Origin of the sequence: Pseudomonas sp. CFBP 8758, assembly GCF_014841725.1 — a bacterium.
Lineage (GTDB): Bacteria > Pseudomonadota > Gammaproteobacteria > Pseudomonadales > Pseudomonadaceae > Aquipseudomonas > Aquipseudomonas baltica.
The window spans coordinates 515,901-538,443 of record NZ_JACYUK010000001.1; the positions used below are offsets into that span (position 1 = coordinate 515,901).

Annotated in this window: 20 protein-coding genes; 12 read left to right on the top strand and 8 right to left on the bottom strand. The window is 62.5% G+C overall.

Going from position 1 to position 22,543, the window contains the following annotated elements; genetic code table 11:
* Positions 1–9: 9 nt before the first annotated feature.
* From IFT75_RS02500 to ppsR, 6 genes are all read right to left on the bottom strand, one after another.
* Positions 10–744, bottom strand: coding sequence for a phosphoadenylyl-sulfate reductase (locus IFT75_RS02500; protein WP_122713790.1), 735 nt, complete (start codon positions 742–744; stop codon positions 10–12).
* A gap of 83 nt (positions 745–827) precedes the next feature.
* Positions 828–2,171 carry an aminodeoxychorismate synthase component I gene (gene pabB, locus IFT75_RS02505; protein WP_192053145.1) on the bottom strand — a complete coding sequence of 448 codons (1,344 nt, stop codon included), beginning with the start codon at positions 2,169–2,171 and terminating at the stop codon, positions 828–830.
* Positions 2,172–2,250: 79 nt separating this feature from the next.
* On the bottom strand, positions 2,251–3,237 hold the full coding sequence (locus IFT75_RS02510) for an alpha-L-glutamate ligase-like protein (protein ID WP_192053147.1): 987 nt from the start codon (positions 3,235–3,237) through the stop codon (positions 2,251–2,253).
* Positions 3,237–4,772 (bottom strand): osmotic stress tolerance membrane protein RloB, encoded by a 1,536-nt coding sequence (rloB, locus tag IFT75_RS02515; RefSeq protein WP_192053149.1) that lies wholly within the window; start codon positions 4,770–4,772, stop codon positions 3,237–3,239. The genes IFT75_RS02510 and rloB overlap by 1 nt, the downstream gene beginning before the upstream one ends.
* A 5-nt stretch (positions 4,773–4,777) precedes the next feature.
* Positions 4,778–5,329 (bottom strand): retropepsin-like aspartic peptidase RloA, encoded by a 552-nt coding sequence (gene rloA / locus IFT75_RS02520; RefSeq protein WP_122476073.1) that lies wholly within the window; start codon positions 5,327–5,329, stop codon positions 4,778–4,780.
* Positions 5,330–5,523: 194 nt separating this feature from the next.
* Entirely contained in the window at positions 5,524–6,342 is an 819-nt protein-coding gene (gene ppsR, locus IFT75_RS02525; RefSeq protein WP_122476071.1) for a posphoenolpyruvate synthetase regulatory kinase/phosphorylase PpsR, read from the bottom strand.
* Positions 6,343–6,517: 175 nt separating this feature from the next.
* On the opposite strand from ppsR, the gene ppsA reads away from it, so the two are divergent.
* From ppsA to IFT75_RS02570, 9 genes are all read left to right on the top strand, one after another.
* Positions 6,518–8,893: a phosphoenolpyruvate synthase gene (gene ppsA, locus IFT75_RS02530; RefSeq protein WP_192053151.1), complete on the top strand. Its 2,376-nt coding sequence runs from the start codon at positions 6,518–6,520 to the stop codon at positions 8,891–8,893.
* A gap of 204 nt (positions 8,894–9,097) precedes the next feature.
* Positions 9,098–10,084 carry an alpha/beta fold hydrolase gene (locus tag IFT75_RS02535; protein ID WP_122476068.1) on the top strand — a complete coding sequence of 329 codons (987 nt, stop codon included), beginning with the start codon at positions 9,098–9,100 and terminating at the stop codon, positions 10,082–10,084.
* 84 nt (positions 10,085–10,168) lie between these two features.
* The gene (gene rraA, locus IFT75_RS02540; protein ID WP_122476067.1) at positions 10,169–10,654 is read left to right on the top strand and encodes a ribonuclease E activity regulator RraA; all 486 of its coding nucleotides are present in this window, start codon (positions 10,169–10,171) and stop codon (positions 10,652–10,654) included.
* 27 nt (positions 10,655–10,681) lie between these two features.
* Positions 10,682–11,677, top strand: a complete 996-nt coding sequence (locus IFT75_RS02545; protein ID WP_185794459.1) for a zinc transporter ZntB — start codon at positions 10,682–10,684, stop codon at positions 11,675–11,677.
* Between the two features lie 84 nt (positions 11,678–11,761).
* A complete protein-coding gene (locus IFT75_RS02550) occupies positions 11,762–12,004 on the top strand; it encodes a CrfX protein (protein WP_122476063.1) in 243 nt (80 codons plus the stop codon).
* 3 nt (positions 12,005–12,007) lie between these two features.
* Positions 12,008–12,832, top strand: a complete 825-nt coding sequence (locus IFT75_RS02555) for a mechanosensitive ion channel family protein (RefSeq protein WP_185794460.1) — start codon at positions 12,008–12,010, stop codon at positions 12,830–12,832.
* Positions 12,833–12,935: 103 nt separating this feature from the next.
* Positions 12,936–13,526, top strand: a complete 591-nt coding sequence (gene sigX, locus IFT75_RS02560) for an RNA polymerase sigma factor SigX (RefSeq protein ID WP_122476059.1) — start codon at positions 12,936–12,938, stop codon at positions 13,524–13,526.
* A gap of 103 nt (positions 13,527–13,629) precedes the next feature.
* Entirely contained in the window at positions 13,630–14,667 is a 1,038-nt protein-coding gene (locus IFT75_RS02565; protein ID WP_192053153.1) for an OmpA family protein, read from the top strand.
* 147 nt (positions 14,668–14,814) lie between these two features.
* Positions 14,815–15,843: a quinone-dependent dihydroorotate dehydrogenase gene (locus IFT75_RS02570; protein ID WP_192053155.1), complete on the top strand. Its 1,029-nt coding sequence runs from the start codon at positions 14,815–14,817 to the stop codon at positions 15,841–15,843.
* An 88-nt stretch (positions 15,844–15,931) separates the two neighbouring features.
* On the opposite strand, the gene rmf is transcribed toward IFT75_RS02570, so the two are convergent.
* Positions 15,932–16,147 (bottom strand): ribosome modulation factor, encoded by a 216-nt coding sequence (rmf, locus tag IFT75_RS02575; protein WP_008368461.1) that lies wholly within the window; start codon positions 16,145–16,147, stop codon positions 15,932–15,934.
* Between the two features lie 533 nt (positions 16,148–16,680).
* Here rmf and rlmKL point away from each other — a divergent pair.
* Entirely contained in the window at positions 16,681–18,957 is a 2,277-nt protein-coding gene (gene rlmKL / locus IFT75_RS02580; protein WP_192053157.1) for a bifunctional 23S rRNA (guanine(2069)-N(7))-methyltransferase RlmK/23S rRNA (guanine(2445)-N(2))-methyltransferase RlmL, read from the top strand.
* Between the two features lie 60 nt (positions 18,958–19,017).
* Here rlmKL and dacB read toward each other — a convergent pair whose 3' ends face one another.
* Positions 19,018–20,478, bottom strand: coding sequence for a D-alanyl-D-alanine carboxypeptidase/D-alanyl-D-alanine endopeptidase (dacB, locus tag IFT75_RS02585; RefSeq protein ID WP_192053159.1), 1,461 nt, complete (start codon positions 20,476–20,478; stop codon positions 19,018–19,020).
* Between the two features lie 267 nt (positions 20,479–20,745).
* Here dacB and IFT75_RS02590 point away from each other — a divergent pair, with 267 nt between their 5' ends.
* Positions 20,746–21,219 (top strand): MarR family winged helix-turn-helix transcriptional regulator, encoded by a 474-nt coding sequence (locus IFT75_RS02590; RefSeq protein WP_192053161.1) that lies wholly within the window; start codon positions 20,746–20,748, stop codon positions 21,217–21,219.
* Between the two features lie 71 nt (positions 21,220–21,290).
* The gene (locus IFT75_RS02595) at positions 21,291–22,523 is read left to right on the top strand and encodes an HlyD family secretion protein (RefSeq protein ID WP_192053163.1); all 1,233 of its coding nucleotides are present in this window, start codon (positions 21,291–21,293) and stop codon (positions 22,521–22,523) included.
* The last annotated feature ends 20 nt before the right edge of the window (positions 22,524–22,543 follow it).

A 22,543-nucleotide genomic window follows, 5' to 3' on the forward strand; every position in this document is an offset into this window, starting at 1 on the left:
CTGCGCAGCTCAGGTCTTGGCGATCAGATTGCCCGCATGCAGCCCGCATTCCTTCTGCGTGGCTTCCTCCCACCACCAGCGCCCCTCGCGCTCGTGCTGGTTGGGCAGTACCGGCCGCGTGCAGGGCTCGCAGCCGATACTGATGAAGCCGCGCTCGTGCAGGCTGTTATAGGGCAGCTCGAGCATGCGGATGTAACCCCACACCTCCTCGCTGCTCATCTGCGCCAAGGGGTTGAACTTGTACAGCGTACGCTCGGCCGTCGAGAACGCGCCGTCCACTTCCACTGCTGCTACCTGACTACGGGTGCCAGGGCTCTGGTCGCGGCGCTGGCCGGTGGCCCAGGCGCTGACGGTCGACAGCTTGCGTCGCAGCGGTTCGATCTTGCGGATACCACAGCACTCGCCATGACCATCGCGATAGAAGCTGAACAGCCCCTTTTGCTTGACGAAAGGGTCCAGCAGCGCGTTGTCCGGTGAGACCAGTTCAATGGTGATCTGGTAGTGATCGCGGACCTGCTCGATGAACCGATAGGTTTCCGGATGCAGGCGGCCGGTGTCCAGGCTGAACACCTTGACGTTCTTGTTCAGCTTCCAGGCCATGTCCACCAGCACCACGTCTTCGGCACCGCTGAAGGAAATCCAGAGATCGTCGCCGAAGTGCGCGAAGGCGAGCTTGAGAATGTCCTGCGGGGACTTGTTCGCGTAGGTCGTCGCCATGTCGGCGACATCGAAGGGTTGGCTCATCAGGCGGCTTCCTGGTCAAAGTGGCGCTTGGCGCTCTATGTGGCGCAATGGTAACAAAAAAACACCGGGCAACATGACCCGGTTCAGAGCCCCGCCAGGGTGTCCAGCAGCACGCTGACCTTGAAGATCGACTCCTGGTATTCGGCCTGCCACTGCGAGTCGGCCACGATTGCGCCACCGCCCCAGCAGCAGACCTGGCCGTCCTTGACCAGCAGGGTACGGATGGCGATGGAGCTGTCCATCTCACCGCGCACATCCAGGTACAGCAACGAGCCACAGTAGATGGCGCGTTGGGTCGGTTCCACTTCGTCGATGATCTGCATGGCGCGGATCTTCGGTGCGCCGGTGATCGACCCACCGGGAAAGCTGCATGCGATCAGGTCCAGGCAGTCCTTGTCCGCTGCCAGCTCACCGGTGACGGCGCTGACCAGATGATGCACGTTCGGATAGCTCTCCAGGGCGAACAGCTGCGGCACCCGAACCGAGCCGATCCGGCAGCTTCGGCCCAGGTCATTGCGCAGCAGGTCGACGATCATCAGGTTCTCCGAACGGTCCTTGGCACTGGCCAGCAGCTCGCGGCCCTGGCGCGCGTCTTCTTCGCGGTCGAGGCTGCGTGGGCGGGTGCCCTTGATCGGCCGGGTTTCGACATGACCGGCCGTGACCTTGATGAAGCGCTCCGGGGAAAAGCTCAACAAGGCTGCGCCGCCCGCCAGCTGCAGGTAGCCGGAAAACGGTGTGGAGCAGGCGGCGCGTACAGCTTTATAAGCGGTCCACGGGTCGCCCGAGCAGGCGGCACGAAAACGCTGGGTCAGATTGACCTGATAGCAGTCTCCGGCCTGGATATAGGCCTGCACTGTTTCGAATGCCCGCCGGTACTGCTCCGGCGTTCGGTCCGGCGTCATCGAGGTGTGCAACCGGAAGGCCGGTGCTTCGAGGGTGGCCGGTTGCGCGAACAGGTCGATCAGGCGTTGCCGTTCGCGCGCATCCAGCGCGGGGTGGAACATCAATTCGCTGGTCTGTCGGCGATGGTCGCTGATCAACGCCCAGGCGTAGAGGCCCAGGTTGGCGTGCGGCAGGTCGAGGTCATCCTGGTTGGGCGCTGGCAAGTTCTCCAGCCTGCGGCCGAAATCGTAGCTCAGGTAGCCGATCAGCCCTCCGGCGAAGGGCAACTCGCAGCCGTCGGGTAATTGCGCCTGGCCCAAGCCGGCCAGCGCGACACGGGCGCGTTGCAGGTACTGCTGGCCCGACTCACCGGCCTGGACGCCGAGGGTCTGCACCGGCCAGGCGCTGATCAGGTCGAAGCGGCCGCGCTGGGCGATCGGCTGCGCGCTGTCGAGCAGTACGGCGCCAGGGGCGTGGCGAACCGCAGCGAAATAGGGCGCCGGGTCGGCCAGGTAGGGCAGGGCGTGAAGCGAGCAGGTTGGCATGATAGGTCGGTGGCCAGTGACGGGGCTGGGATTGTAATGCACCCGGGCGGCGCGTGTGCGGGTGGCGTGGCGTCCGCGCTCAGGTCACTACGGCGGGCACGTGACCGAACAGTGCCTGGACGAAACGCGTGCGCTCTTCGACGGTTTCCACGACGCCTTCGGCCGCCAGCGCTTCCAGGTGTTTTTCCACGGCCTGGGTGCGCAGGGTCAGGCCGCAGTCGTTGGCAATCTGGATGTTCAGCCCGGGACGGGCGTTGAGCTCCAGGATCAGCGGGCCTTTTTCCTGGTCCAGGACCATGTCGACGCCGATGTAGCCCAGCCCGCACAACTCGAAACAGCCGGCGGCCAGGCGCATGAAGCCGTCCCAGTTGGGCAGCTGCACGCCGTCCACGGCGTTGGTGGTATCGGGATGCTTGCTGATGATGTTGTTCAGCCAGGTGCCGCGCAAGGTCACACCCGTGGCCAGGTCGACGCCGACGCCGATGGCGCCCTGATGCAGGTTGGCCTTGCCGCCCGACTGCCGGGTCGGCAAGCGCAGCATGGCCATTACCGGGTAGCCCATCAGCACGATGATGCGGATGTCCGGTACGCCTTCGTAGCTGATGCTCTTGAAGATCTGGTCGGGGATCACCCGGTATTCGATCAGCGCGCGGTCACGGTGCCCACCCAGCGAATACAGGCCGGTGAGGATGCTGGAAATCTGGTGCTCGATGTCTTCGCGGCTGATGATCTTGCCCGACACGGTGCGAAAGCGCTCCTCGAAGCGGTCGGCGACCACCAGAATGCCGTCACCGCCAGCGCCCTGGGCCGGCTTGACCACGAAATCGCTGCGCCCGCCGATGATCTCGTCGAGGCGGTCGATCTGCTTTTCCGTGGAAATCACCCCGAACATCTCGGGCACATGGATACCCGCCGCAATGGCGCGCTCCTTGGTGATGATCTTGTCATCGACGATCGGGTACAGGCTGCGCCGGTTGTACTTGAGCACATAGTCGGCGTTGCGCCGGTTGATGCCCATGATGCCGCGGGCCTCCAGCGCTTTCCAGGTTTTCCACAGGCCGAACATCAGGAGTCGGCCTGCTTGAGAAAGGCCTTGAAACGCACCAGTTCGGTCAGCCGGTAGCCGCGGTAGCGCCCCATGGCAAGCATGAAACCCACCAGGATCAGCAGGATTGCCGGGAAGGTGAACACGAAGTACACCAGTTCCGGCACGCTCATCAGGATATGTGCCAGGGAGGCGGCGAACAGCGTGCCCACCGCGACCTTCAGGGCATGCCCGCTGCCGCGCTCTTCCCAGGTGATCGACAAACGCTCGATGGTCATGGTCAGGATCACCATCGGGAACAGCGCCACCGACAACCCGCGCTCCAGGCCCAGCTTGTGGCTGAACAGGCTGATCGCGGCGATCAGCACCACGACGAAGGTCAGCACCACCGACAGCCTGGGCAGCATCTGCAGCTTCAGGTGTTCCAGGTAGGAGCGCAGCGACAGCCCCAACGCGGTGATCACCGTGAACAGGATGATGCCGAAGCCCAGCTGGGTTTCGCGAAAGGCCAGGGCGATCAGTACCGGAGTGAAGGTGCCCAGGGTCTGGATGCCGATCAGGTTGCGCAGGATCAGAATCACCAGCACGCCGATCGGGATCATCACCATGATCATGAAGGTCTGCTGGGTCTGCAGCGGCAGGCCGTACAGGCTGTACTCGAGGAAATCGGCGTCGGTGTTCTCGTCGGTCAGCTTGGCCAGGCGAATGGCGTTCATCTCGCTGTTGTTCATGGTGAAGGTGACGGTTGCCTTGCGTCCGCCCTCGACGCTGACCAGGTTCTCGTCACCTGTCCACCACAGCAGGCGATCCTCGGGCAGGCCCTGCTCGCCGGTATCGGGGTTGAAGTACAGCCAGTCGTTGCCGTTGAAGCTGCGCAGCCACAGTTCCGGTGTCTGCGCCTGGTCGGCGAGCAGGCGCACGGTGTGGACCTTTTCCATCGGGACATGGGCGATGGACAGCAGCAGGTCGATGATCCGTGCCTTGTGCAAGGTCGAGGTGTCGCCGGCCAGCAGCAGCTTGACGTTGTCGTCGGCCAGATTGTTGACCCGCTTGATGGTTTCGCCGACAAAGGTTTCGACATCGGCCGAATGCTGGCGGATGGGCGCCAGCAACGCTTCGGCGGCGATCTTTTCCGGGCCTTCCACGGCCAGGCTGTCGCGGAAGATCGGGCCCTTGACCTTGAGTTTTTCGCCGCTGTAGCGCTTGGTCAGCACCAGGCGGTAGTACAACGTCTGGTTGCCCGAAGCGCGCCGGGCCGACCAGGTCACCTTGCGATTGCCATCCAGCCGATTGACGCTGACCCCGTAGTTGTTGGAGATGAAGCTCTCGTTGAGGCTCACATACTCACGACTCAGTGGCGGCACGAACATCTGCACCTTCACCGGGTCCTTGGCGCTGGCGACGAATTCGACCTTGGCGTCGATGTTCCACAGATCGTCGGTTTCGTCTTCGGTCACCGGGATGCCGAGTACGAGGATCTGATAGGCGGTGATGGCGATGCCCAGCCCCACCAGCGCGGTGATCAGGATCTTCAGGTGCAGGGTTAGAGCGCGCATTGAAATTACTCTGCGATGGTGGCGACAGTGGCGCAGGCGGGTTTGCCGGCAGCGTGTTTGCGGCTGGGGTCGACCAGCGCATCGAAGCGGGTGAGCGCGTCGGAGCCGATCAGCAGCGGGTAGTCGAATGCGGTGCGGTCGGTGAGGTTGACTTCGATGCGGCGCTGGGTATGGCCCATGCACACGTCGAGTTCGATCACCGGCCGCTGGGTGTGGGTCTTGCGTTCGCGGGCACTGCATTCACAATCGTCGGCGCGTCGCTTGATGGAGCTCACGCGCACCAGCGGCCGCTCGATGGGGTGGGAATGGGCATTGTCGATCGCCAGGTAGAAGCGCACCCAGGGTTGGCCATTGCGCTTGAAACGCTTGATGTCACGGGCACTGAGCGAGGCGGTCAATGCGCCCGTATCGAGTTTGGCTGCGACCCGCAGGTCGATGTCGGTCAACTGCGCGTACTCGTTCAAGCCGTAGGTGGTCTTTTCGGCAGCCAGGCCCAGGCCCGGAATGAACGGAATGAATAAAAGGCTGAACAGGCGGGAGAGGGGCTTGAGAGTCATGAATTGAAATTATGAATACCGAATCGGGCACCGCAAAAACGTTTCGCGGGTAACAGGAAGAGAGCACCGCATTCTAGCACGGTGCTTTCGTGCCGCCAGCGCAGGCACGGTCGGGCGAGGCCTTGGAGTGCGAATCGACCGTGAAGTTCGAGGGTCGACCGCTCGGCAGGGGTGGGCGCCACGGGTGCCGGCGCCTATTTGAAGCGCCGTTCGACGCCTTTCTCGACGAGGATCTTGGCGGAGATTTCTTCCACCGAAAAATGGGTCGAGTCGATGTTCGGAATGTTCTCGCGGCGAAACAGACCTTCCACCTCGCGCACCTCGAACTCGCACTGGGCGAAGCTGGCGTAACGACTGTTGGGCTTGCGTTCGTGGCGGATCGCGGTGAGTCGATCGGGGTCGATGGTCAGGCCGAACAGCTTGTGCTGGTGGGCCCTGAGCGCAGGTGGCAACTGCAGGCGCTCCATGTCGTCTTCGGTCAGGGGGTAGTTGGCGGCGCGGATGCCGAATTGCATGGCCATGTACAGGCAGGTCGGGGTCTTGCCACAGCGCGACACGCCCACCAGGATCAGGTCGGCCTTGTCGTAGTAGTGAGTTCTGGCGCCGTCGTCGTTGTCCAGCGCGAAGTTGACCGCTTCGATGCGTTCCATGTAGTTGGCATTGTGCGCAATGGAGTGGGACTTGCCCACCGAGTACGAGGAATGTGCGCTGAGCTCCATTTCCAGCGGGGCGAGGAAGGTCGAGAAGATGTCGATCATGAAGCCGTTGGAGGTGGCGAGGATCTCGCGGATGTCCTGATTGACGATGGTGTCGAAGATGATCGGTCGCACACCGTCCTTTTCGGCGCAGTTATTGATTTGCTGTACCATGGCCCGAGCCTTGTCCACGCTGTCGATATAGGGCCGCGTGAACTTGCTGAAGGTAATGTTTTCGAACTGCGCCAGTAGACTTTGCCCCAGCGTTTCGGCGGTAATGCCGGTACCGTCGGAGATGAAGAATGCAGATCGTTTCATTGTGCGCCCCGGCCCTTAGGCAACTGACGATTCTTGGATATGATAGGCCCGATTGACGGCCAGCATTGCCAGGCATTCTCGTTCATTTCCGAGGCTGCGGCCACAGCCCCCCCGCGTGCGACGATTCGCGCCGGGCATCCCGAGCTTTTCCAACCCAGTCAGTGGAGAGATCACCTTGGTAGAGTACGTAGTTTCCCTCGATAAGCTTGGCAACAATGATGTGGAACACGTGGGGGGCAAGAATGCGTCCCTGGGCGAGATGATCAGCAATCTGGCTGGTGCCGGCGTGTCGGTGCCTGGCGGCTTTGCCACCACCGCCCAGGCCTATCGCGACTTCCTCGACCTGAGCGGGCTCAACGAGCAGATCCACGCGGCGCTCGATGCGCTCGACGTGGACGACGTCAATGCCCTGGCTCGCACCGGCGCGCAGATCCGCCAGTGGGTCATGGAGGCCGAGTTCCCCGAGCGTCTCAACGAAGAGATCCGCATCGCCTTCGCCGAGCTGTCCAAGGGCAACCCGGACATCGCCGTTGCCGTGCGTTCCTCGGCCACCGCCGAAGACCTGCCCGATGCCTCCTTTGCCGGCCAGCAGGAAACCTTCCTCAATATCCGCGGTGTCGAGAACGTCATTCGCGCGGCCAAGGAAGTCTTTGCCTCGCTGTTCAACGACCGCGCCATCGCCTACCGCGTGCACCAGGGCTTCGACCACAAGCTGGTTGCCCTGTCGGCCGGCGTGCAGCGCATGGTCCGTTCGGAAACCGGCACTGCCGGGGTGATGTTCACTTTGGACACCGAGTCCGGGTTCCGTGACGTGGTGTTCATCACCGGCGCGTACGGCCTGGGCGAGACCGTGGTGCAAGGCGCGGTGAACCCCGACGAATTCTATGTGCACAAGCACACCCTGGAGGCCGGTCGTCCGGCGATCCTGCGGCGCAACCTGGGCAGCAAGGCGATCAAGATGGTCTACGGCGACGAAGCGCGCGCCGGACGCTCGGTCAAGGTGGTGGACGTCGACAAGGCCGAACGTGCGCGTTTCTGCCTGACCGATGCGCAGGTCAGCGAGCTGGCCAAGCAGGCGATGATCATCGAGAAGCACTACGGCCGGCCGATGGACATCGAGTGGGCCCAGGACGGCGACGACGGCCAGCTGTACATCGTCCAGGCGCGCCCGGAAACAGTGAAGAGCCGCTCCAGCGCCAACGTGATGGAACGCTACCTGCTCAAGGAAAAGGGCACCGTGCTGGTCGAGGGCCGCGCCATCGGCCAGCGCATCGGCGCCGGCAAGGTACGCATCATTCACGACGTCTCCGAGATGGACAAGGTCCAGGCCGGTGACGTGCTGGTTTCGGACATGACCGACCCGGACTGGGAACCGGTGATGAAACGCGCCAGTGCCATCGTCACCAATCGCGGCGGGCGAACCTGCCACGCCGCGATCATCGCCCGCGAGCTGGGCATTCCGGCAGTGGTGGGCTGCGGCAACGCCACGCAACTGCTCCAGGACGGCCAGGGCGTGACGGTGTCCTGCGCCGAGGGCGACACCGGCTACATCTTCGAGGGCGAACTGGGCTTCGACATCAAGCAGAACTCGGTCGACGCCATGCCCGAGCTGCCATTCAAGATCATGATGAACGTCGGCAACCCGGATCGCGCCTTCGATTTCGCCCAGTTGCCCAATGCCGGTGTCGGCCTGGCGCGCCTGGAGTTCATCATCAACCGGATGATCGGCGTGCACCCCAAGGCGCTGCTCAACTACGACACCCTGACCCCGGAAATCAAGGACAGCGTCGACAAGCGTGTGGCCGGCTACAGCGACCAGGTGAATTTCTACGTCGACAAGCTGGTCGAGGGCATCAGCACCCTGGCTGCGGCCTTCTGGCCGAAGAAAGTCATCGTCCGGCTGTCGGACTTCAAGTCCAACGAATACGCCAACCTGATCGGCGGCAAGCTCTACGAGCCGGAAGAAGAGAACCCGATGCTGGGCTTCCGCGGGGCGTCGCGCTACATCAGCGAGTCGTTCCGCGACTGCTTCGAACTCGAATGCCGGGCGATGAAGCGGGTGCGCAACGAAATGGGCCTGACCAACGTCGAGATCATGGTGCCGTTCGTGCGCACCCTGGGCGAAGCGTCGCAGGTGATCGACCTGCTCGCCGAGAATGGCCTGGCCCGCGGCGACAACGGTCTGCGCATCATCATGATGTGCGAGCTGCCGTCCAACGCCATCCTGGCCGACGAGTTCCTGGAGTTCTTCGACGGCTTCTCGATCGGTTCCAACGACCTCACCCAGCTCACCCTCGGCCTGGACCGCGACTCGGGGATCATCGCCCACCTGTTCGACGAGCGTAACCCGGCGGTCAAGAAGCTGCTGGCCAATGCCATCCAGGCCTGCAACAAGGCCGGCAAGTACATCGGCATCTGCGGCCAGGGCCCGTCCGATCACCCTGACCTGGCCAAATGGCTGATGGAGCAGGGCATCGAAAGCGTGTCGCTGAACCCGGACTCGGTCCTGGAAACCTGGTTCTTCCTGGCAGAAAAGGAAAGCGCCGTTTAAGCCGTCCCACCCCAGACCGGTGTGTCCTTTCCGGCACCCCGGTCCCCTGTATCACCCCAGACCGGTGTGTCCTTTCAAACACCCCGGTCGCCTGTAGCAGCGGCGCAAGCCGCGTTGCCCTTGATCCTGCCGTTCATGCACAGATCAACACAGACGCGGCTTGCGCCCCGGTTACAGCCCCATTCATTCAGACGCAAGTGCCTTATGCAAAGCAGCAGTACCCTCTTTCCCGTCGCGCTGCTCAGTGCCGAGCGTCGCGGCGACCTCAGCGAAGACATCTACCGCATCAAGGCCGCCAACAGCCCCGACCCCAGTGTCGAGCTGGCGTTGACGCGCCTGGGCCTGGCCGATCAACCTGGTGCTCGCGGGGTGCCGGTGATCCTTCTGCATGGCAGCTTTTCCAACCGGCGCTTCTGGTACTCGCCCAAGGGCATAGGCCTGGGGCCTTGGCTGGCACGTCGCGGGTTCGACGTATGGATAGCCGAAATGCGCGGCCACGGGCTGTCGCCGCGCAACCAGCACTACGCCAGCAATACCGTGGCCGACTACGCCCGCTACGATCTTCCGGTCATCGGTGCATTCGTCGCCGAGGTCAGTGCTCAGACGCCGCATTGGATCGGGCATTCGCTCGGCGGCATCACCCTGGCCGCCGCCTTGGGTGGCGGCTATCTGCAAGGCGATCTGGCAGCGTCTGCGGCGCTGTTCGGTGCCCAGGTCAGTCGACGTCACTGGCAGTTGCGGATTCCTCCGCTGAACTGGGCTGCGCGCCGCCTGCTCAAGCGCTATCCACACATTTCCGGGGCCCGCCTCAAACGCGGCCCGGAAGACGAGCCGGTGGGCGTTGGCCTGGAATGGATGCGCTGGAAAGGCCTGTTCGGCCGTTTCGGCGATGCCGAGCGGGACTGGTGGCAGGGGCTGGGCGAAGTGAAACTGCCCATCCTCGCCGTTGCGGCGGTCGGTGACCTGCAGGATCCAAGCTGGGACTGCCGCCAGCTGTTCGAGCAATTTGCCGGGAGCCACAACCAGTTCGTCAACCTGGGCCGCGCCCAGGGCTTCGGCGACGACTTCGACCACGTGCGCATGCTGGTCAGCGCGCAAGCCCAGGCCGAGGTCTGGCCGCTGGTCGGGACCTGGCTGAGCGACCCCTACCGGCCGCTGCTGCCCGGCGCGACACCGTTGGCGACGACCTGAGCATGGTCTAGGCTGTGAGGGCCGCGCCGCGTCCGGTGCAGGCTACTGGCTCTTGCAGCCGCCATTCGCCCCAGGAGCAATGCCATGCACTATCTGACCCCCGACCTGTGTGATGCCTACCCCGACGTCGAGGTGCTCGAGCCGATGTTCAGCAATTTCGGTGGCCGCGACTCCTTCGGCGGCCAGATCGTCACCATCAAGACCTTCGAAGACAACTCGCGAGTACGCGAGCAGGTGGCTCTGGATGGCACCGGCAAGGTGCTGGTGGTCGACGGTGGAGGCTCGCTGCGCAAGGCGCTGCTGGGCGACATGCTCGCCCAGAAAGCCGCGGAGAACGGTTGGGAAGGCCTGGTCATCTATGGGTGCGTGCGTGACGTCGACATGCTCGCGCAAACCGATGTCGGTGTGCAGGCCCTGGCCAGCCATCCGATGCCGACCGTCAAGCGGGGTCTGGGTGATCTCGATGTGAAGGTCAGCTTCGCCGGTGTCACATTCGTTCCCGGCCACTATCTGTATGCCGACAACAACGGCATCATCGTCTCGCCAGAGGCGTTGAGCATGCCCGAATGACAATTTTCCATCAGTAACGGGGACACGATGTACGAGGAAGAAAATGCGCAATGGGGGCTGGTGCATGCCCTGTTGCTGGACGGCAAGGGAGGTGCGCGGTCGGTTGCCCGGACCGATATCGACGGGCTGCAGCTGCAACCTCACCAGAGCCTGTGGCTGCACTGGGACCGCAGCCATCCCCAGACCCGTGACTGGTTGCGCCGCAATAGTGGCCTGAGCGAATTCAGCTGCGACCTGCTGCTGGAGGAAAACACCCGCCCGCGCCTGGTCCCGTTGCCCGACGATGAACTGCTGCTGTTCCTGCGTGGGGTCAATCTCAATCCAGGAGCCGAGCCCGAGGACATGGTCTCGGTGCGGATCTTCGCCCAGGCCCAGCGCATCATTTCCCTGCGACTGCGGCCATTGCGCGCGACCGACGACATGCTCGAACAGTTCGCCGCCTGCAAGGGCCCGAAAACCGCTTCGGAGTTGATTCTGTACCTGGCTCAGCACTTGACCGAAAAGGTCCAGGCACTGGTCGAAGACCTCTCCGACATCGTCGATATGGAGGAAGACAAACTCGACGCCGACGAACGGTACACGCCCGAGCACGGCAGCATTTTGCAGCTGCGTCGAAGGGCGGCCGGACTGCGGCGCTTCCTCGCGCCGCAACGCGATATCTTTGGCCAGTTGGCGCGCAACAAGGTGCCCTGGTTCGTCGACGACGACGCCGACTACTGGAACGAACTCAACAACAGCCTGACCCGTTATCTGGAAGAGCTGGAACTGGCGCGCGAGCGCGTGGGGCTGGTGCTCGAGGCCGAAGACCGGCGTCAGAGCGAGCGCATGAACCGCACCATGTATCGCTTCGGCATCATCACCGGGATCTTTCTGCCGATGAGCTTTCTGACCGGTCTGCTGGGCATCAACGTCGGCGGCATTCCCGGTTCCGACAGCCCCTATGGTTTCACCATTGCCTGCGCATTGATGGTGGCCGTAGCGTTGGGCCAGTGGTTGTTGTTTCGACGCTTGCGCTGGGTCTGACACGGAATTTACCCTGTGCTCGCCGAGACCTTTGTGACTCACCGCCGCAGGGTCTCGTCTTTGAATGAAATTCGCGAGGTATGCATGCCTGATCCGTTCGAAGAATCCCTGCGAGACATGCTCAACGCTCACGCGCCGGGTCGCGACGACCGCGCCGCGCTGGGGCGAGTGCTCAAGACCGCCAATCGCCAGGTTGGCGCGGGCGATCTCTTCAGCCTGATAGGGCGCTGGGGTCAGGCATTCATGATCGCGGTGAACAGTGGTTCGGCGAATATCGCGCCGGTGTCTCGTCGTACGGATTCCGCCGCTGCGGATAAGGCTGATTGATCAATGGAACTGGACCCCTGGACTCAAAGCCTGGTGGCGGCGATGACTGCCCTGTGGACCAAGGTCGCCAATTTCATCCCCAACCTGTTCGGGGCGTTGGTGGTGGTACTGCTGGGCTTCCTGGTCGCCAAGCTGCTCGACACGTTGTTGTCCAAGCTGCTGGCCAAGTTCGGGCTCGACCGCCTGATGGCGGGGACCGGCCTGACCAAACTGCTGGGCCGTGGCGGCCTCAGGGTGCCGATCTCGACCCTCATCGGCAAGATCGTCTATTGGTTCGTGCTGCTGATTTTCCTGGTGTCGGCCGCCGAGTCGCTGGGGCTGCAGCGGGTTTCGGCGACCCTGGACATGCTGGCGCTGTACCTGCCCAAGGTGTTCGGTGCAGCCCTGGTGTTGCTGGTCGGTGTACTGCTGGCGCAACTGGTCAATGGCGTGGTCCGCGGCGCTGCCGAAGGGGTAGGGCTCGATTACGCAGGTGGCCTGGGACGTGTGGCGCAGTGGTTGGTGATCATCATCAGCATTTCGGTGGCCATCAGCCAGCTGGAGGTCAAGACCGACCTGCTGAACCACGTGATCGTCATCGCTTTGATTACCGTTGGTCTGGCCGCAGCACTGGCCATGGGGTTGGGCAGCCGTGAAATCGCCAGTCAGATACTGGCCGGGATCTACGTGCGGGAACTGTTTCAAGTGGGCCAGCAGGTGCAGGTTGGAGGGGTCGAAGGGCAGATCGAGGAAATCGGCACCGTCAAGACGACAGTGATGACCGACGACGGCGAGCTGGTTTCGATGTCCAACCGCGAGCTGCTGGAACAGCGGGTGAGTAGCCGATAGGTCAACGTTTTGCTAATGTATGCCGCCGCAAAAAGGCTGAGCGATCATGCCTTGGCGGACAATGACCTGACCTTCGGGGACCTGACCTTCGGGCCGACCTGTTTTGAATAAAGTACATACGCTGCCCGTGCGCTACGACCCCCGCGAGCTCTCTGACGAGGAGTTGGTGGCGCGTTCGCACGAGGAGCTGTTCCATGTCACGCGGGCCTATGAAGAGCTGATGCGTCGCTACCAGCGAACCCTCTTCAACGTCTGTGCAAGATATTTAGGGAACGATCGTGACGCTGACGATGTCTGTCAGGAAGTGATGTTGAAGGTGCTGTACGGGCTAAAGAATTTCGAGGGTAAGTCGAAATTCAAGACGTGGCTTTACAGCATCACCTATAACGAATGCATCACGCAGTACCGGAAGGAAAGGCGCAAGCGCCGCTTGATGGATGCCCTGAGTCTCGATCCGCTCGAGGAGGCATCCGAAGAGAAGGCGCCCAAGTCGGAGGAGCGCGGTGGTCTCGACCGATGGCTGGTGTTCGTGAACCCGATAGACCGGGAGATTCTTGTGCTGCGATTCGTCGCGGAGCTGGAATTCCAGGAAATCGCCGACATCATGCACATGGGCTTGAGCGCCACCAAAATGCGGTACAAGCGGGCCTTAGATAAGCTCCGCGATAAATTTGCAGACCTGTCCGAAACTTAGTTCGGCGCAAAGGTCTCTAACCTACCGGCAAGGTCTGCTAGACTTGCCGTCAAGCTGCCCCGGATGAGGGGCGCTTAACAATCACCAGATGGGGATTTAACGGATGAAACTGAAAAACACCTTGGGCCTTGCCATTGGTTCTCTCGTTGCCGCAACTTCATTCGGCGTATTGGCACAAGGCCAAGGCGCAGTTGAAATCGAAGGCTTCGCCAAGAAAGAATACTACGACAGCGCTCGCGACTTCAAAAACGACGGCAACCTGTTCGGTGGCTCGGTTGGTTACTTCCTGACCGACGACGTTGAATTGCGTCTGGGTTACGACGAAGTCCACAACGTTCGCAGCGACAGCGGCAAGAACATCAAGGGCTCCAACACAGCTCTGGACGCTCTGTACCACTTCAACAAGCCAGGCGACATGCTGCGTCCGTACGTTTCGGCTGGTTTCTCTGACCAAAGCATCGGTCAGAACGATCGCAACGGCCGTAACGGTTCCACCTTCGCCAACCTGGGCGGCGGTGCCAAGCTGTATTTCACTGACAACTTCTACGCCCGTGCCGGTGTTGAAGCTCAGTACAACATCGACCAAGGCGACACCGAGTGGGCGCCAAGCGTCGGTATCGGCGTGAACTTCGGTGGCGGCTCCAAGCCTGCTCCAGCCGCTGCTCCAGCTCCAGTAGCTGAAGTCTGCGCTGACTCCGACAACGACGGCGTCTGCGACAACGTCGACAAGTGCCCTGACACCCCTGCCAACGTTACCGTTGACGCTGATGGCTGCCCAGCCGTCGCCGAAACCGTTCGCGTTGAGCTGGACGTCAAGTTCGACTTCGACAAGTCGGTCGTGAAGACCAACAGCTATGGCGATATCAAGAACCTGGCTGACTTCATGAAGCAGTACCCACAGACCACCACCACTGTCGAAGGTCACACTGACTCCGTCGGTCCTGATGCCTACAACCAGAAGCTGTCCGAGCGTCGCGCTGCTGCTGTCAAGCAAGTGCTGACCGGTCAGTACGGTGTTGAATCCAACCGCGTAAACTCGGTTGGTTACGGCGAAACCCGCCCAGTGGCTGACAACGCCACCGACGCTGGCCGCGCTGTAAACCGTCGCGTAGAAGCTGAAGTAGAAGCTCAAGCTAAGTAATTAGCTACCGCTTCAACGAAAAGCCCGGCCCATGCCGGGCTTTTCTTTGCCTGCGATTTGGCCCGTGCCACCCGCTACCATACCTAACCGGCCGCGGATCTGGCACAATCGCACCCCTCTATCGCTTCCTCGGAGCCAAGCCCGCCTATGTACAATCTGGCCCGCCAGCTGCTGTTCAAATTGTCCGCTGAAACCTCCCATGACTTGTCGCTGGACCTTATCGGCGCCGGTGGCCGCCTGGGCCTCAACGGCCTGCTCGCCAAGCCGCCGGCGCGCCTGCCGGTCACGGTCATGGGTCTGCAGTTCGACAATCCGGTGGGGCTGGCAGCGGGGCTGGACAAGAACGGTGCGGCCATCGACGGCTTCTCCCAGCTCGGTTTCGGCTCGGTGGAGATCGGCACGGTGACCCCACGTCCACAGCCGGGCAATCCAAAGCCGCGTTTGTTTCGGCTGCCTGAAGCCTGTGCAATCATCAACCGCATGGGCTTCAACAACCTGGGTGTCGACAATCTGGTCGAGCGCGTCAAGGCGGCCAAGTATCGGGGCGTGCTGGGTATCAATATCGGCAAGAACCTCACCACCCCGGTCGAGCGCGCCGTGGACGACTACCTGATCTGTCTGGACAAGGTCTACGACCACGCCAGCTACATCACCGTCAACATCAGCTCGCCCAATACCGCCGGCCTGCGCAGCCTGCAGTTCGGTGACTCGCTCAAGCAGTTGCTAGACACGCTGGCAGCACGGCGCGTGGTGCTGGCCGGGCAAAGTGGGCGGCATGTGCCGTTGGCAATCAAGATCGCCCCGGACATGAGCGATGATGAAACCGCACTGGTGGCGCAGGCGCTGGTCGACGCCGGTATGGACGCAGTGATCGCCACCAATACCACCCTCAGCCGGGTCGGTGTCGAGGGGCTGGTTCACGCAGACGAAGCCGGTGGGTTGTCGGGAGCGCCGGTGCGGGAGCAAAGCACTCACATCGTCGAGGTGCTGGCGCAGACCTTGAACGGCAGATTGCCGATCATTGCAGCAGGCGGGATTACCGAGGGGGGGCATGCGGCCGAGAAGATCGCCGCGGGTGCCAGTCTGGTGCAGATTTATTCGGGCTTCATCTACAAGGGGCCTGCACTGATCCGCGAGTCGGTCGACGCCATCGCGGCGCTGCGCGCCAGGCAATGATTCGAGGCGCGAGAGGGGCCTCGCAGAGGCCCCTGGGCGCTAGCCCGCCGCCCTGGTTGGGCGTGCATGGTGAAAAGGAAAAAGAGTGTCAGCCGACGGCGTGAAGTTCGTTGAGCCTATGGATCCCCGCAGTGCCGGTCATACCGTCCCAGTTGTCGCCGCGTCCTTCGCGCCAGCCGTTGATCCAGGCTTGGCGTACCGACGGTAGAGTAAAAGGGCAAAGCTCGCGGGATTTGCCATGGATGCCATACTGGTATCCGCGTAGAAATGCTCGTTCCAACGGATCACGCTTAAGTCTTCTCATAGGGTGTTGCCCTCTGTCTATTGACTGTAATGTCCCGTTGGCCTCGTGTGAGGCCTGGCAGATGATCTGCCGGTATCGCGCTCGCTGCCGGCGTGGCGAGCAGTGATGTCTTCGCCATTGCGGCGACGACCTGAGGTGATTTCTAAACGTTGAACTGCGCGATGTGAATGATCGTTTTGTCATAAGCACGTAACTATTTCGCGGTATGGGCAATAAGTAAGCAGGTACTTCAAGCTTCACTCGACTGCTAGCCCGTCCAAGACAAGGCTTGCAGTATGCAATGAGGTCAATATGCCATTGCGAATCATCTCTATTCCAGAGACGTGAAAAATCGACGAAGGGTCGCGCAGGCGATGCCTTTTTCAGCAGAATCAGGTTCTGCCCCGGCTTCTCGCTTATCAAGGCGGCAGGTGGGGTGGATTGACACCACGGTGGTGTCGCTCGGGCGCTCCATTGCGTAAGGCGCCTGGTTGAACCTCGAGACGGCAATGCGCTTGCCGTCTCATCAATGCCCAAATGGGCCAGGAAGTACCATGTCGGACCGTTTTGAACTGTTTCTCACATGCCCCAAGGGCCTCGAAGGCTTGCTTGCCGAAGAAGCCACCGCCCTGGGCCTGGAAGAAACCCGCGAGCACACCTCCGCAGTGCGCGGCATGGCCGACATGGAAACCGCCTACCGGCTGTGCCTGTGGTCGCGGCTGGGCAACCGCGTGCTGCTGGTGCTCAAGCGCTTTGCCATGAAAGATGCCGAAGACCTCTATCACGGCGTTCTGGATGTCGAGTGGCAGGACCACCTGCTGCCCGACGGCACCCTGGCCGTGGAGTTCAGCGGGCATGGTTCGGGCATCGACAACACTCACTTCGGTGCGCTGAAGGTCAAGGATGCCATCGTCGACAAGCTGCGCACGCCCAGTGGCGAGCGTCCCAGCGTCGACAAGCTCAACCCGGACCTGCGCGTGCATCTGCGCCTGGACCGCGGCGAGGCGATTCTCTCGCTCGATCTGTCCGGACACAGCCTGCACCAGCGTGGCTACCGCCTGCAGCAAGGCGCTGCGCCGCTCAAGGAAAACCTTGCAGCCGCCATTCTGATTCGTGCGGGCTGGCCGCGCATCGCCGCCGAGGGCGGCGCACTGGCCGACCCGATGTGTGGTGTGGGGACCTTTCTGGTAGAGGCGGCCATGATTGCCGCCGACATCGCACCCAACCTCAAGCGTACGCGCTGGGGCTTCAGCGCCTGGCTCGGTCATGTTCCGGCTACCTGGCGCAAGCTGCACGACGAGGCGCTGGCAAGGGCCGAAGCCGGGTTGGCCAAGCCAGCCTCGTGGATTCGCGGCTACGAAGCCGACCCGCGGTTGATCCAGCCAGGCCGCAACAACGTGGAACGCGCCGGCCTCAGCGACTGGATCAAGATCTACCAGGGCGAGGTGGCGACGTTCGAGCCGCGCCCCGATCACAACCAGAAAGGCCTGGTCATCTGCAACCCGCCGTACGGCGAGCGGCTGGGCGATGAGGCCAGCTTGCTGTACCTGTACCAGAACCTGGGCGAACGCCTGCGCCAGGCCTGCCTGAACTGGGAAGCGGCGGTGTTCACCGGTGCCCCCGACCTGGGCAAGCGCATGGGTATCCGCAGCCACAAGCAGTATTCGTTCTGGAACGGCCCGTTGCCGTGCAAGCTGCTATTGATCAAGGTGCTGCCAGACCAGTTCGTCACCGGTGAGCGACGTACGCCCGAGCAGCGCCAGGCCGCGCGTGAGCAAGCCGAGCAGGTGGATACCGCGCCAGCGCTGGCCGATCCGTATGCACGAGTGAACAAGAACGGCAACCCAGTCAAGCCGGCCCCGGCGCCCGCGCCCGTGGTTGAACAGGCGCGGCTCAGCGAAGGCGGGCAGATGTTCGCCAACCGCTTGCAGAAGAACCTCAAGACCCTGGGCAAATGGGCACGTCGCGAGGGTATCGATTGCTACCGTGTGTACGATGCGGACATGCCTGAATATGCCATGGCCATCGATCTGTACCACGATTGGGTGCACGTGCAGGAATACGCCGCGCCCAAGTCGATCGACCCTGAGAAGGCTTCGGCACGCCTGTACGACGCCCTGGCGGCGATTCCGCAGGCACTGAACATCGACAAGAGCCGGGTCATCATCAAGCGCCGCGAGCGCCAGAGCGGGACGCGCCAATACGAGCGCCAGAGCGCTCAGGGCCAGTTCACCCAGGTGCAGGAGGGCGGCGTGCAGTTGTTGGTGAACCTGACGGACTACCTGGATACCGGGCTGTTTCTCGATCATCGGCCAATGCGCCTGCGCATTCAGAAAGAGGCAGCGGGCAAGCGCTTCCTCAACCTGTTCTGCTACACCGCCACGGCGAGCGTGCATGCGGCCAAGGGCGGTGCGCGCAGCACGACTAGCGTCGACCTGTCCAAGACCTATCTGGATTGGGCACGGCGCAACCTGTCGCTCAATGGTTTCTCGGACAAGAACCGCCTGGAGCAGGGCGATGTGATGGCCTGGCTACAGGCCAATCGTGACGAATACGACATGATTTTCATCGACCCGCCGACCTTCTCCAATTCCAAGCGCATGGAAGGGGTGTTCGATGTGCAGCGCGACCACGTCGAGTTGCTGGACCTGGCGGTCGCAAGGTTGGCACCGGGGGGCGTGGTGTATTTCTCCAACAACTTCCGCAAGTTCCAGCTGGACGCCAATTTGGCCGAGCGCTATGCGGTCGAGGACATCACGGCGCAGACAGTGGATCAGGATTTCGCGCGCAACGGCAAGATCCACCGGGCCTGGAAGATTCAGGCGCGGTGATTCCCGAGGGGGCGCTGCCTTTGCGAGCAGCGCGCCCCCCTTCCAGGGGGGTTGGGTGGATTACTGGATGTTGGGCGAAGTAGAAGCGGCTTTTGGCTGCGAATACAGATCCAGCAGTGCCTGATCCAGTACCGACGAGGCGCCCCACGGGCGTGGGTCGTTGAGAATGGCGACCACCGCCCAGGTGTTGCCATTGCTGTCGCGGCTGTAGCCGGCGATGGCGCGAACGGTGTTCAGGGTGCCGGTCTTGATGTGGCCTTCACCTTGCAGCGCCGTGCGCTTGAGGCGCTTGCGCATGGTGCCGTCCATGCCGACGATCGGCATCGACGCCATGAACTCGGCAGCGTACGGACTTTTCCAGGCCGCCTGCAGCAAGGTGGCCATCTCCCGCGCGCTGACGCGCTCGTCACGCGACAGCCCCGAGCCGTTCTCCATCACCAGATGCGATGCGGTGATGCCCTTTTTCGCCAACCACCCACGAATCACCCGCTGCGCGGCCTTGGCGTCGTCGCCGTCGGCCTCGTTGCGATAGCGCTCGCCCAGGCTGAGGAACAGCTGCTGAGCCATGGTGTTGTTGCTGTACTTGTTGATGTCGCGAATGATTTCCACCAGATCCGGCGAAAACGCCCGCGCCAGTACTCGCGCGCTCTTCGGCACGGCCCCTAGACGGTCGCCGCCCTGGATGCTGCCGCCCAGTTCGTTCCAGATGGCCCGCACCGCGCCGGCTGCATAGCTCTGGTGGTCGAGCAGCGACAGGTAGGTTTGCGAGCTGCAGCCCTCGGCCAACTGGCCGCTGACCACCACGGTCATGCCGTCGGCCTGGGTGATCGGGTTGTAGCGCACGTCGCCCGTGCACTTGGTGCCGGGCAGGGCCTTGACCTGGTTGTCGATGCGGATGGTCGCGATCGGCGGTTCGACCGACACCAGCACCTTGCCGGTGTCGTTGCGGGTGACGAAGCGCAGCGCCTTGAGGTTGACCAGCAGCGAATCCGGACGCACCAGGAACGGTGCGTTTTCGTCGCCGCCGTCGTCGTTGAACGCTGGCAGTTGCGGCTGCACGAAATGGCTGCGGTCCAGCACCAGGTCACCCGTCACCTGGCGCACGCCGTTGGCGCGCAGGTCCCGCATGAGCAGCCAGAGCTTTTCCATGTTCAGCTTGGGGTCGCCGCCGCCCTTGAGGTAGAGGTTGCCGTTGAGCACGCCGTTGCTCAGGGTGCCGTCGGTGAAGAATTCGGTCTTCCACTGGTAGGTCGGCCCCAGCAACTCGAGTGCTGCATAGGTGGTGACCAGCTTCATGGTCGAGGCCGGGTTGACCGACACGTCGGCGTTGAACACGGTCGGGCTGCCGGGGCCGTTGAGCGGCAGCATGACCAGTGACAGTGCATCGTTCTGCAGCTTGCTGGCCTTGATGGCTTGCTGAACCTTGGGCGGCAGGGTGGTGTTCAGGGGGGCGGCAGCGATGGGAATTGCCAGTGGCAACATCAGGCCGGCGAGCAGTATTGGACGAAGAGATTTGATCATGTGCGTGAAAACCCTGCAGGCGAGGGGTGACGAAAACGAGGGCCATATAAGGAAATGAAGACCCCCACTACGGGTGAAACGCCAGCATTATGCCCCAAGCGTTGCGTGCTTTGGCCAGCCACGATCGGGATCGGGTGAATTTTTCCGGTGAAAGCGACCGACAGATCTATCTGTTAGCAAGCTAACCATTGCCTTGACATTGTCTGCCTAAGCAGTAACATTATGTTTCGAAGATGTGTTCACACTGTCGGGACAGCTTGCCAGCCCATGAATCACTACACCCCCGAGACCTTCCATACCTGCAATCTGGGCCTGCTGCTGGGCCGGGGATCGGCGTTGAAGGACCGTTTGCTGGACGCGCACCTGGTGCCTTACGGGGTAACCGCGGCGCAATTCAAGGTGCTGATCATCAATGCGCGGTTCGGTATCGACACACCGGCGGAAATGTCCCGCTACCTGTCGCTGGACAGCGGTTCGATGACACGCATGCTCGACCGCCTGGAACACAAGCAGCTGATCAGGCGCCAGCGCAGCGCCGCCGATCGACGCCAGGTGCAGTTGGTGCTGACCGAAGAGGGGCAGGCACTGGCGGCACGCTTGCCGGTCATCGGTGCCAATGCCATGAACGAGCTGGTGGGCATGCTCGAACGCGAAGAAATCGTCGAATTGGAACGGATCCTCACGAAGCTGCTGCAGGCTTCCGGGGACCCCCTGTTGGCGCTGGGCACCGCCGCTGGGTGAACCCGCCGCCGTGAGATCCCGGACCGACCTGCTCGATGCAACACCGACCGAATCCTTTCAGGTGAACTGCCATGGCCAATGCCACTGCCACTGATTCCAATGCCACTCAGCAACCGCCCGCAGCGCCGTCGGCCAACGACAAGGCGCCGGGCAACCGTCGCAAGCGCAAGCTTTGGCTGTTCATCCTGCTCGCCCTGGTGGTGCTCGGCGGTCTGGGCGTCTGGGCCTGGTACACGCTGTACGGTCGCTGGAGCGAAAGCACCGATGATGCCTACGTGAATGGCAACGTGGTGGAAATCACCCCGTTGACCACGGGCACGGTGATCAGCATCGGCGCCGACGACGGCGACCTGGTCCACGAGGGCCAGCCGCTGGTGCAGTTCGACCCGAACGATTCGCAGATCGACCTGCAGAATGCCCAGGCCAACCTGGCCAAGGCGGTACGCCAGGTGCGTGGCTTGTACAGCAACGTTGACGGCATGAAAGCCCAGGTCGCTGCACGCAAGGCAGAAGTGCAACGCGCGCAGGACAACTATGGCCGACGCAAGAACCTGGCGTCCGACGGGGCGATCTCGCAGGAAGAGCTGTCCCACGCCCATGACGATCTGATTTCCGCGCAAAGCGCCTTGAGCAACACCCAGCAGCAACTGGCAACTTCGACCGCGCTGGTGGATGCCACGCAGGTGTCCAGTCATCCCGACGTACGCGCTGCGGCAGCGCAGTTGCGCCAGGCCTATCTTGCCCATGCCCGCACCACCTTGATCGCCCCGGTGACCGGCTATGTGGCCAAGCGCACCGTGCAATTGGGGCAGCGCATCGAGCCGGGCACCGCGACCATGGCGGTGATCCCGCTCGACCAGCTGTGGATCGACGCCAATTTCAAGGAAACCCAGCTGCGCCACATGCGCATCGGCCAGCCGGTGGACATCACCAGCGACCTGTACGGCGACGAGGTGAAGTACAGCGGCACCATCGACAGCCTGGGCGCCGGTACCGGCAGTGCGTTCGCCCTGCTGCCGGCGCAGAACGCCACGGGCAACTGGATCAAGATCGTGCAACGGGTGCCGGTGCGGGTGCACATCAATCCCGCGCAGTTGCGCGAGCACCCGCTGCGCATCGGCCTGTCGACGGTGGTCGATGTGAATCTGCACGACCAGAGCGGGCCGGTATTGGCCCAGCAACCCCCGCAGCAGGCGTCCTTCACCACCAATGTCTACGACAAGCAGTTGGGTGAGGCGGACGCCATGATCGCCCAGTTGATCCACGACAACAGCGCAGCGCCCGGTACCACGGCCACGCGCTGATTCGCCTGCGCCACCCCTTG

Coding starts and splice junctions, on each gene's coding strand:
- IFT75_RS02500 (WP_122713790.1), bottom strand. CDS start 744: ATGAGCCAACCCTTCGATGTCGCCGACATGGCGACGACCTACGCGAAC.
- pabB (WP_192053145.1), bottom strand. CDS start 2,171: ATGCCAACCTGCTCGCTTCACGCCCTGCCCTACCTGGCCGACCCGGCG.
- IFT75_RS02510 (WP_192053147.1), bottom strand. CDS start 3,237: ATGTTCGGCCTGTGGAAAACCTGGAAAGCGCTGGAGGCCCGCGGCATC.
- rloB (WP_192053149.1), bottom strand. CDS start 4,772: ATGCGCGCTCTAACCCTGCACCTGAAGATCCTGATCACCGCGCTGGTG.
- rloA (WP_122476073.1), bottom strand. CDS start 5,329: ATGACTCTCAAGCCCCTCTCCCGCCTGTTCAGCCTTTTATTCATTCCG.
- ppsR (WP_122476071.1), bottom strand. CDS start 6,342: ATGAAACGATCTGCATTCTTCATCTCCGACGGTACCGGCATTACCGCC.
- IFT75_RS02535 (WP_122476068.1), top strand. CDS start 9,098: ATGCAAAGCAGCAGTACCCTCTTTCCCGTCGCGCTGCTCAGTGCCGAG.
- rraA (WP_122476067.1), top strand. CDS start 10,169: ATGCACTATCTGACCCCCGACCTGTGTGATGCCTACCCCGACGTCGAG.
- IFT75_RS02545 (WP_185794459.1), top strand. CDS start 10,682: ATGTACGAGGAAGAAAATGCGCAATGGGGGCTGGTGCATGCCCTGTTG.
- IFT75_RS02550 (WP_122476063.1), top strand. CDS start 11,762: ATGCCTGATCCGTTCGAAGAATCCCTGCGAGACATGCTCAACGCTCAC.
- IFT75_RS02555 (WP_185794460.1), top strand. CDS start 12,008: ATGGAACTGGACCCCTGGACTCAAAGCCTGGTGGCGGCGATGACTGCC.
- IFT75_RS02565 (WP_192053153.1), top strand. CDS start 13,630: ATGAAACTGAAAAACACCTTGGGCCTTGCCATTGGTTCTCTCGTTGCC.
- IFT75_RS02570 (WP_192053155.1), top strand. CDS start 14,815: ATGTACAATCTGGCCCGCCAGCTGCTGTTCAAATTGTCCGCTGAAACC.
- rmf (WP_008368461.1), bottom strand. CDS start 16,147: ATGAGAAGACTTAAGCGTGATCCGTTGGAACGAGCATTTCTACGCGGA.
- rlmKL (WP_192053157.1), top strand. CDS start 16,681: ATGTCGGACCGTTTTGAACTGTTTCTCACATGCCCCAAGGGCCTCGAA.
- dacB (WP_192053159.1), bottom strand. CDS start 20,478: ATGATCAAATCTCTTCGTCCAATACTGCTCGCCGGCCTGATGTTGCCA.
- IFT75_RS02590 (WP_192053161.1), top strand. CDS start 20,746: ATGAATCACTACACCCCCGAGACCTTCCATACCTGCAATCTGGGCCTG.
- IFT75_RS02595 (WP_192053163.1), top strand. CDS start 21,291: ATGGCCAATGCCACTGCCACTGATTCCAATGCCACTCAGCAACCGCCC.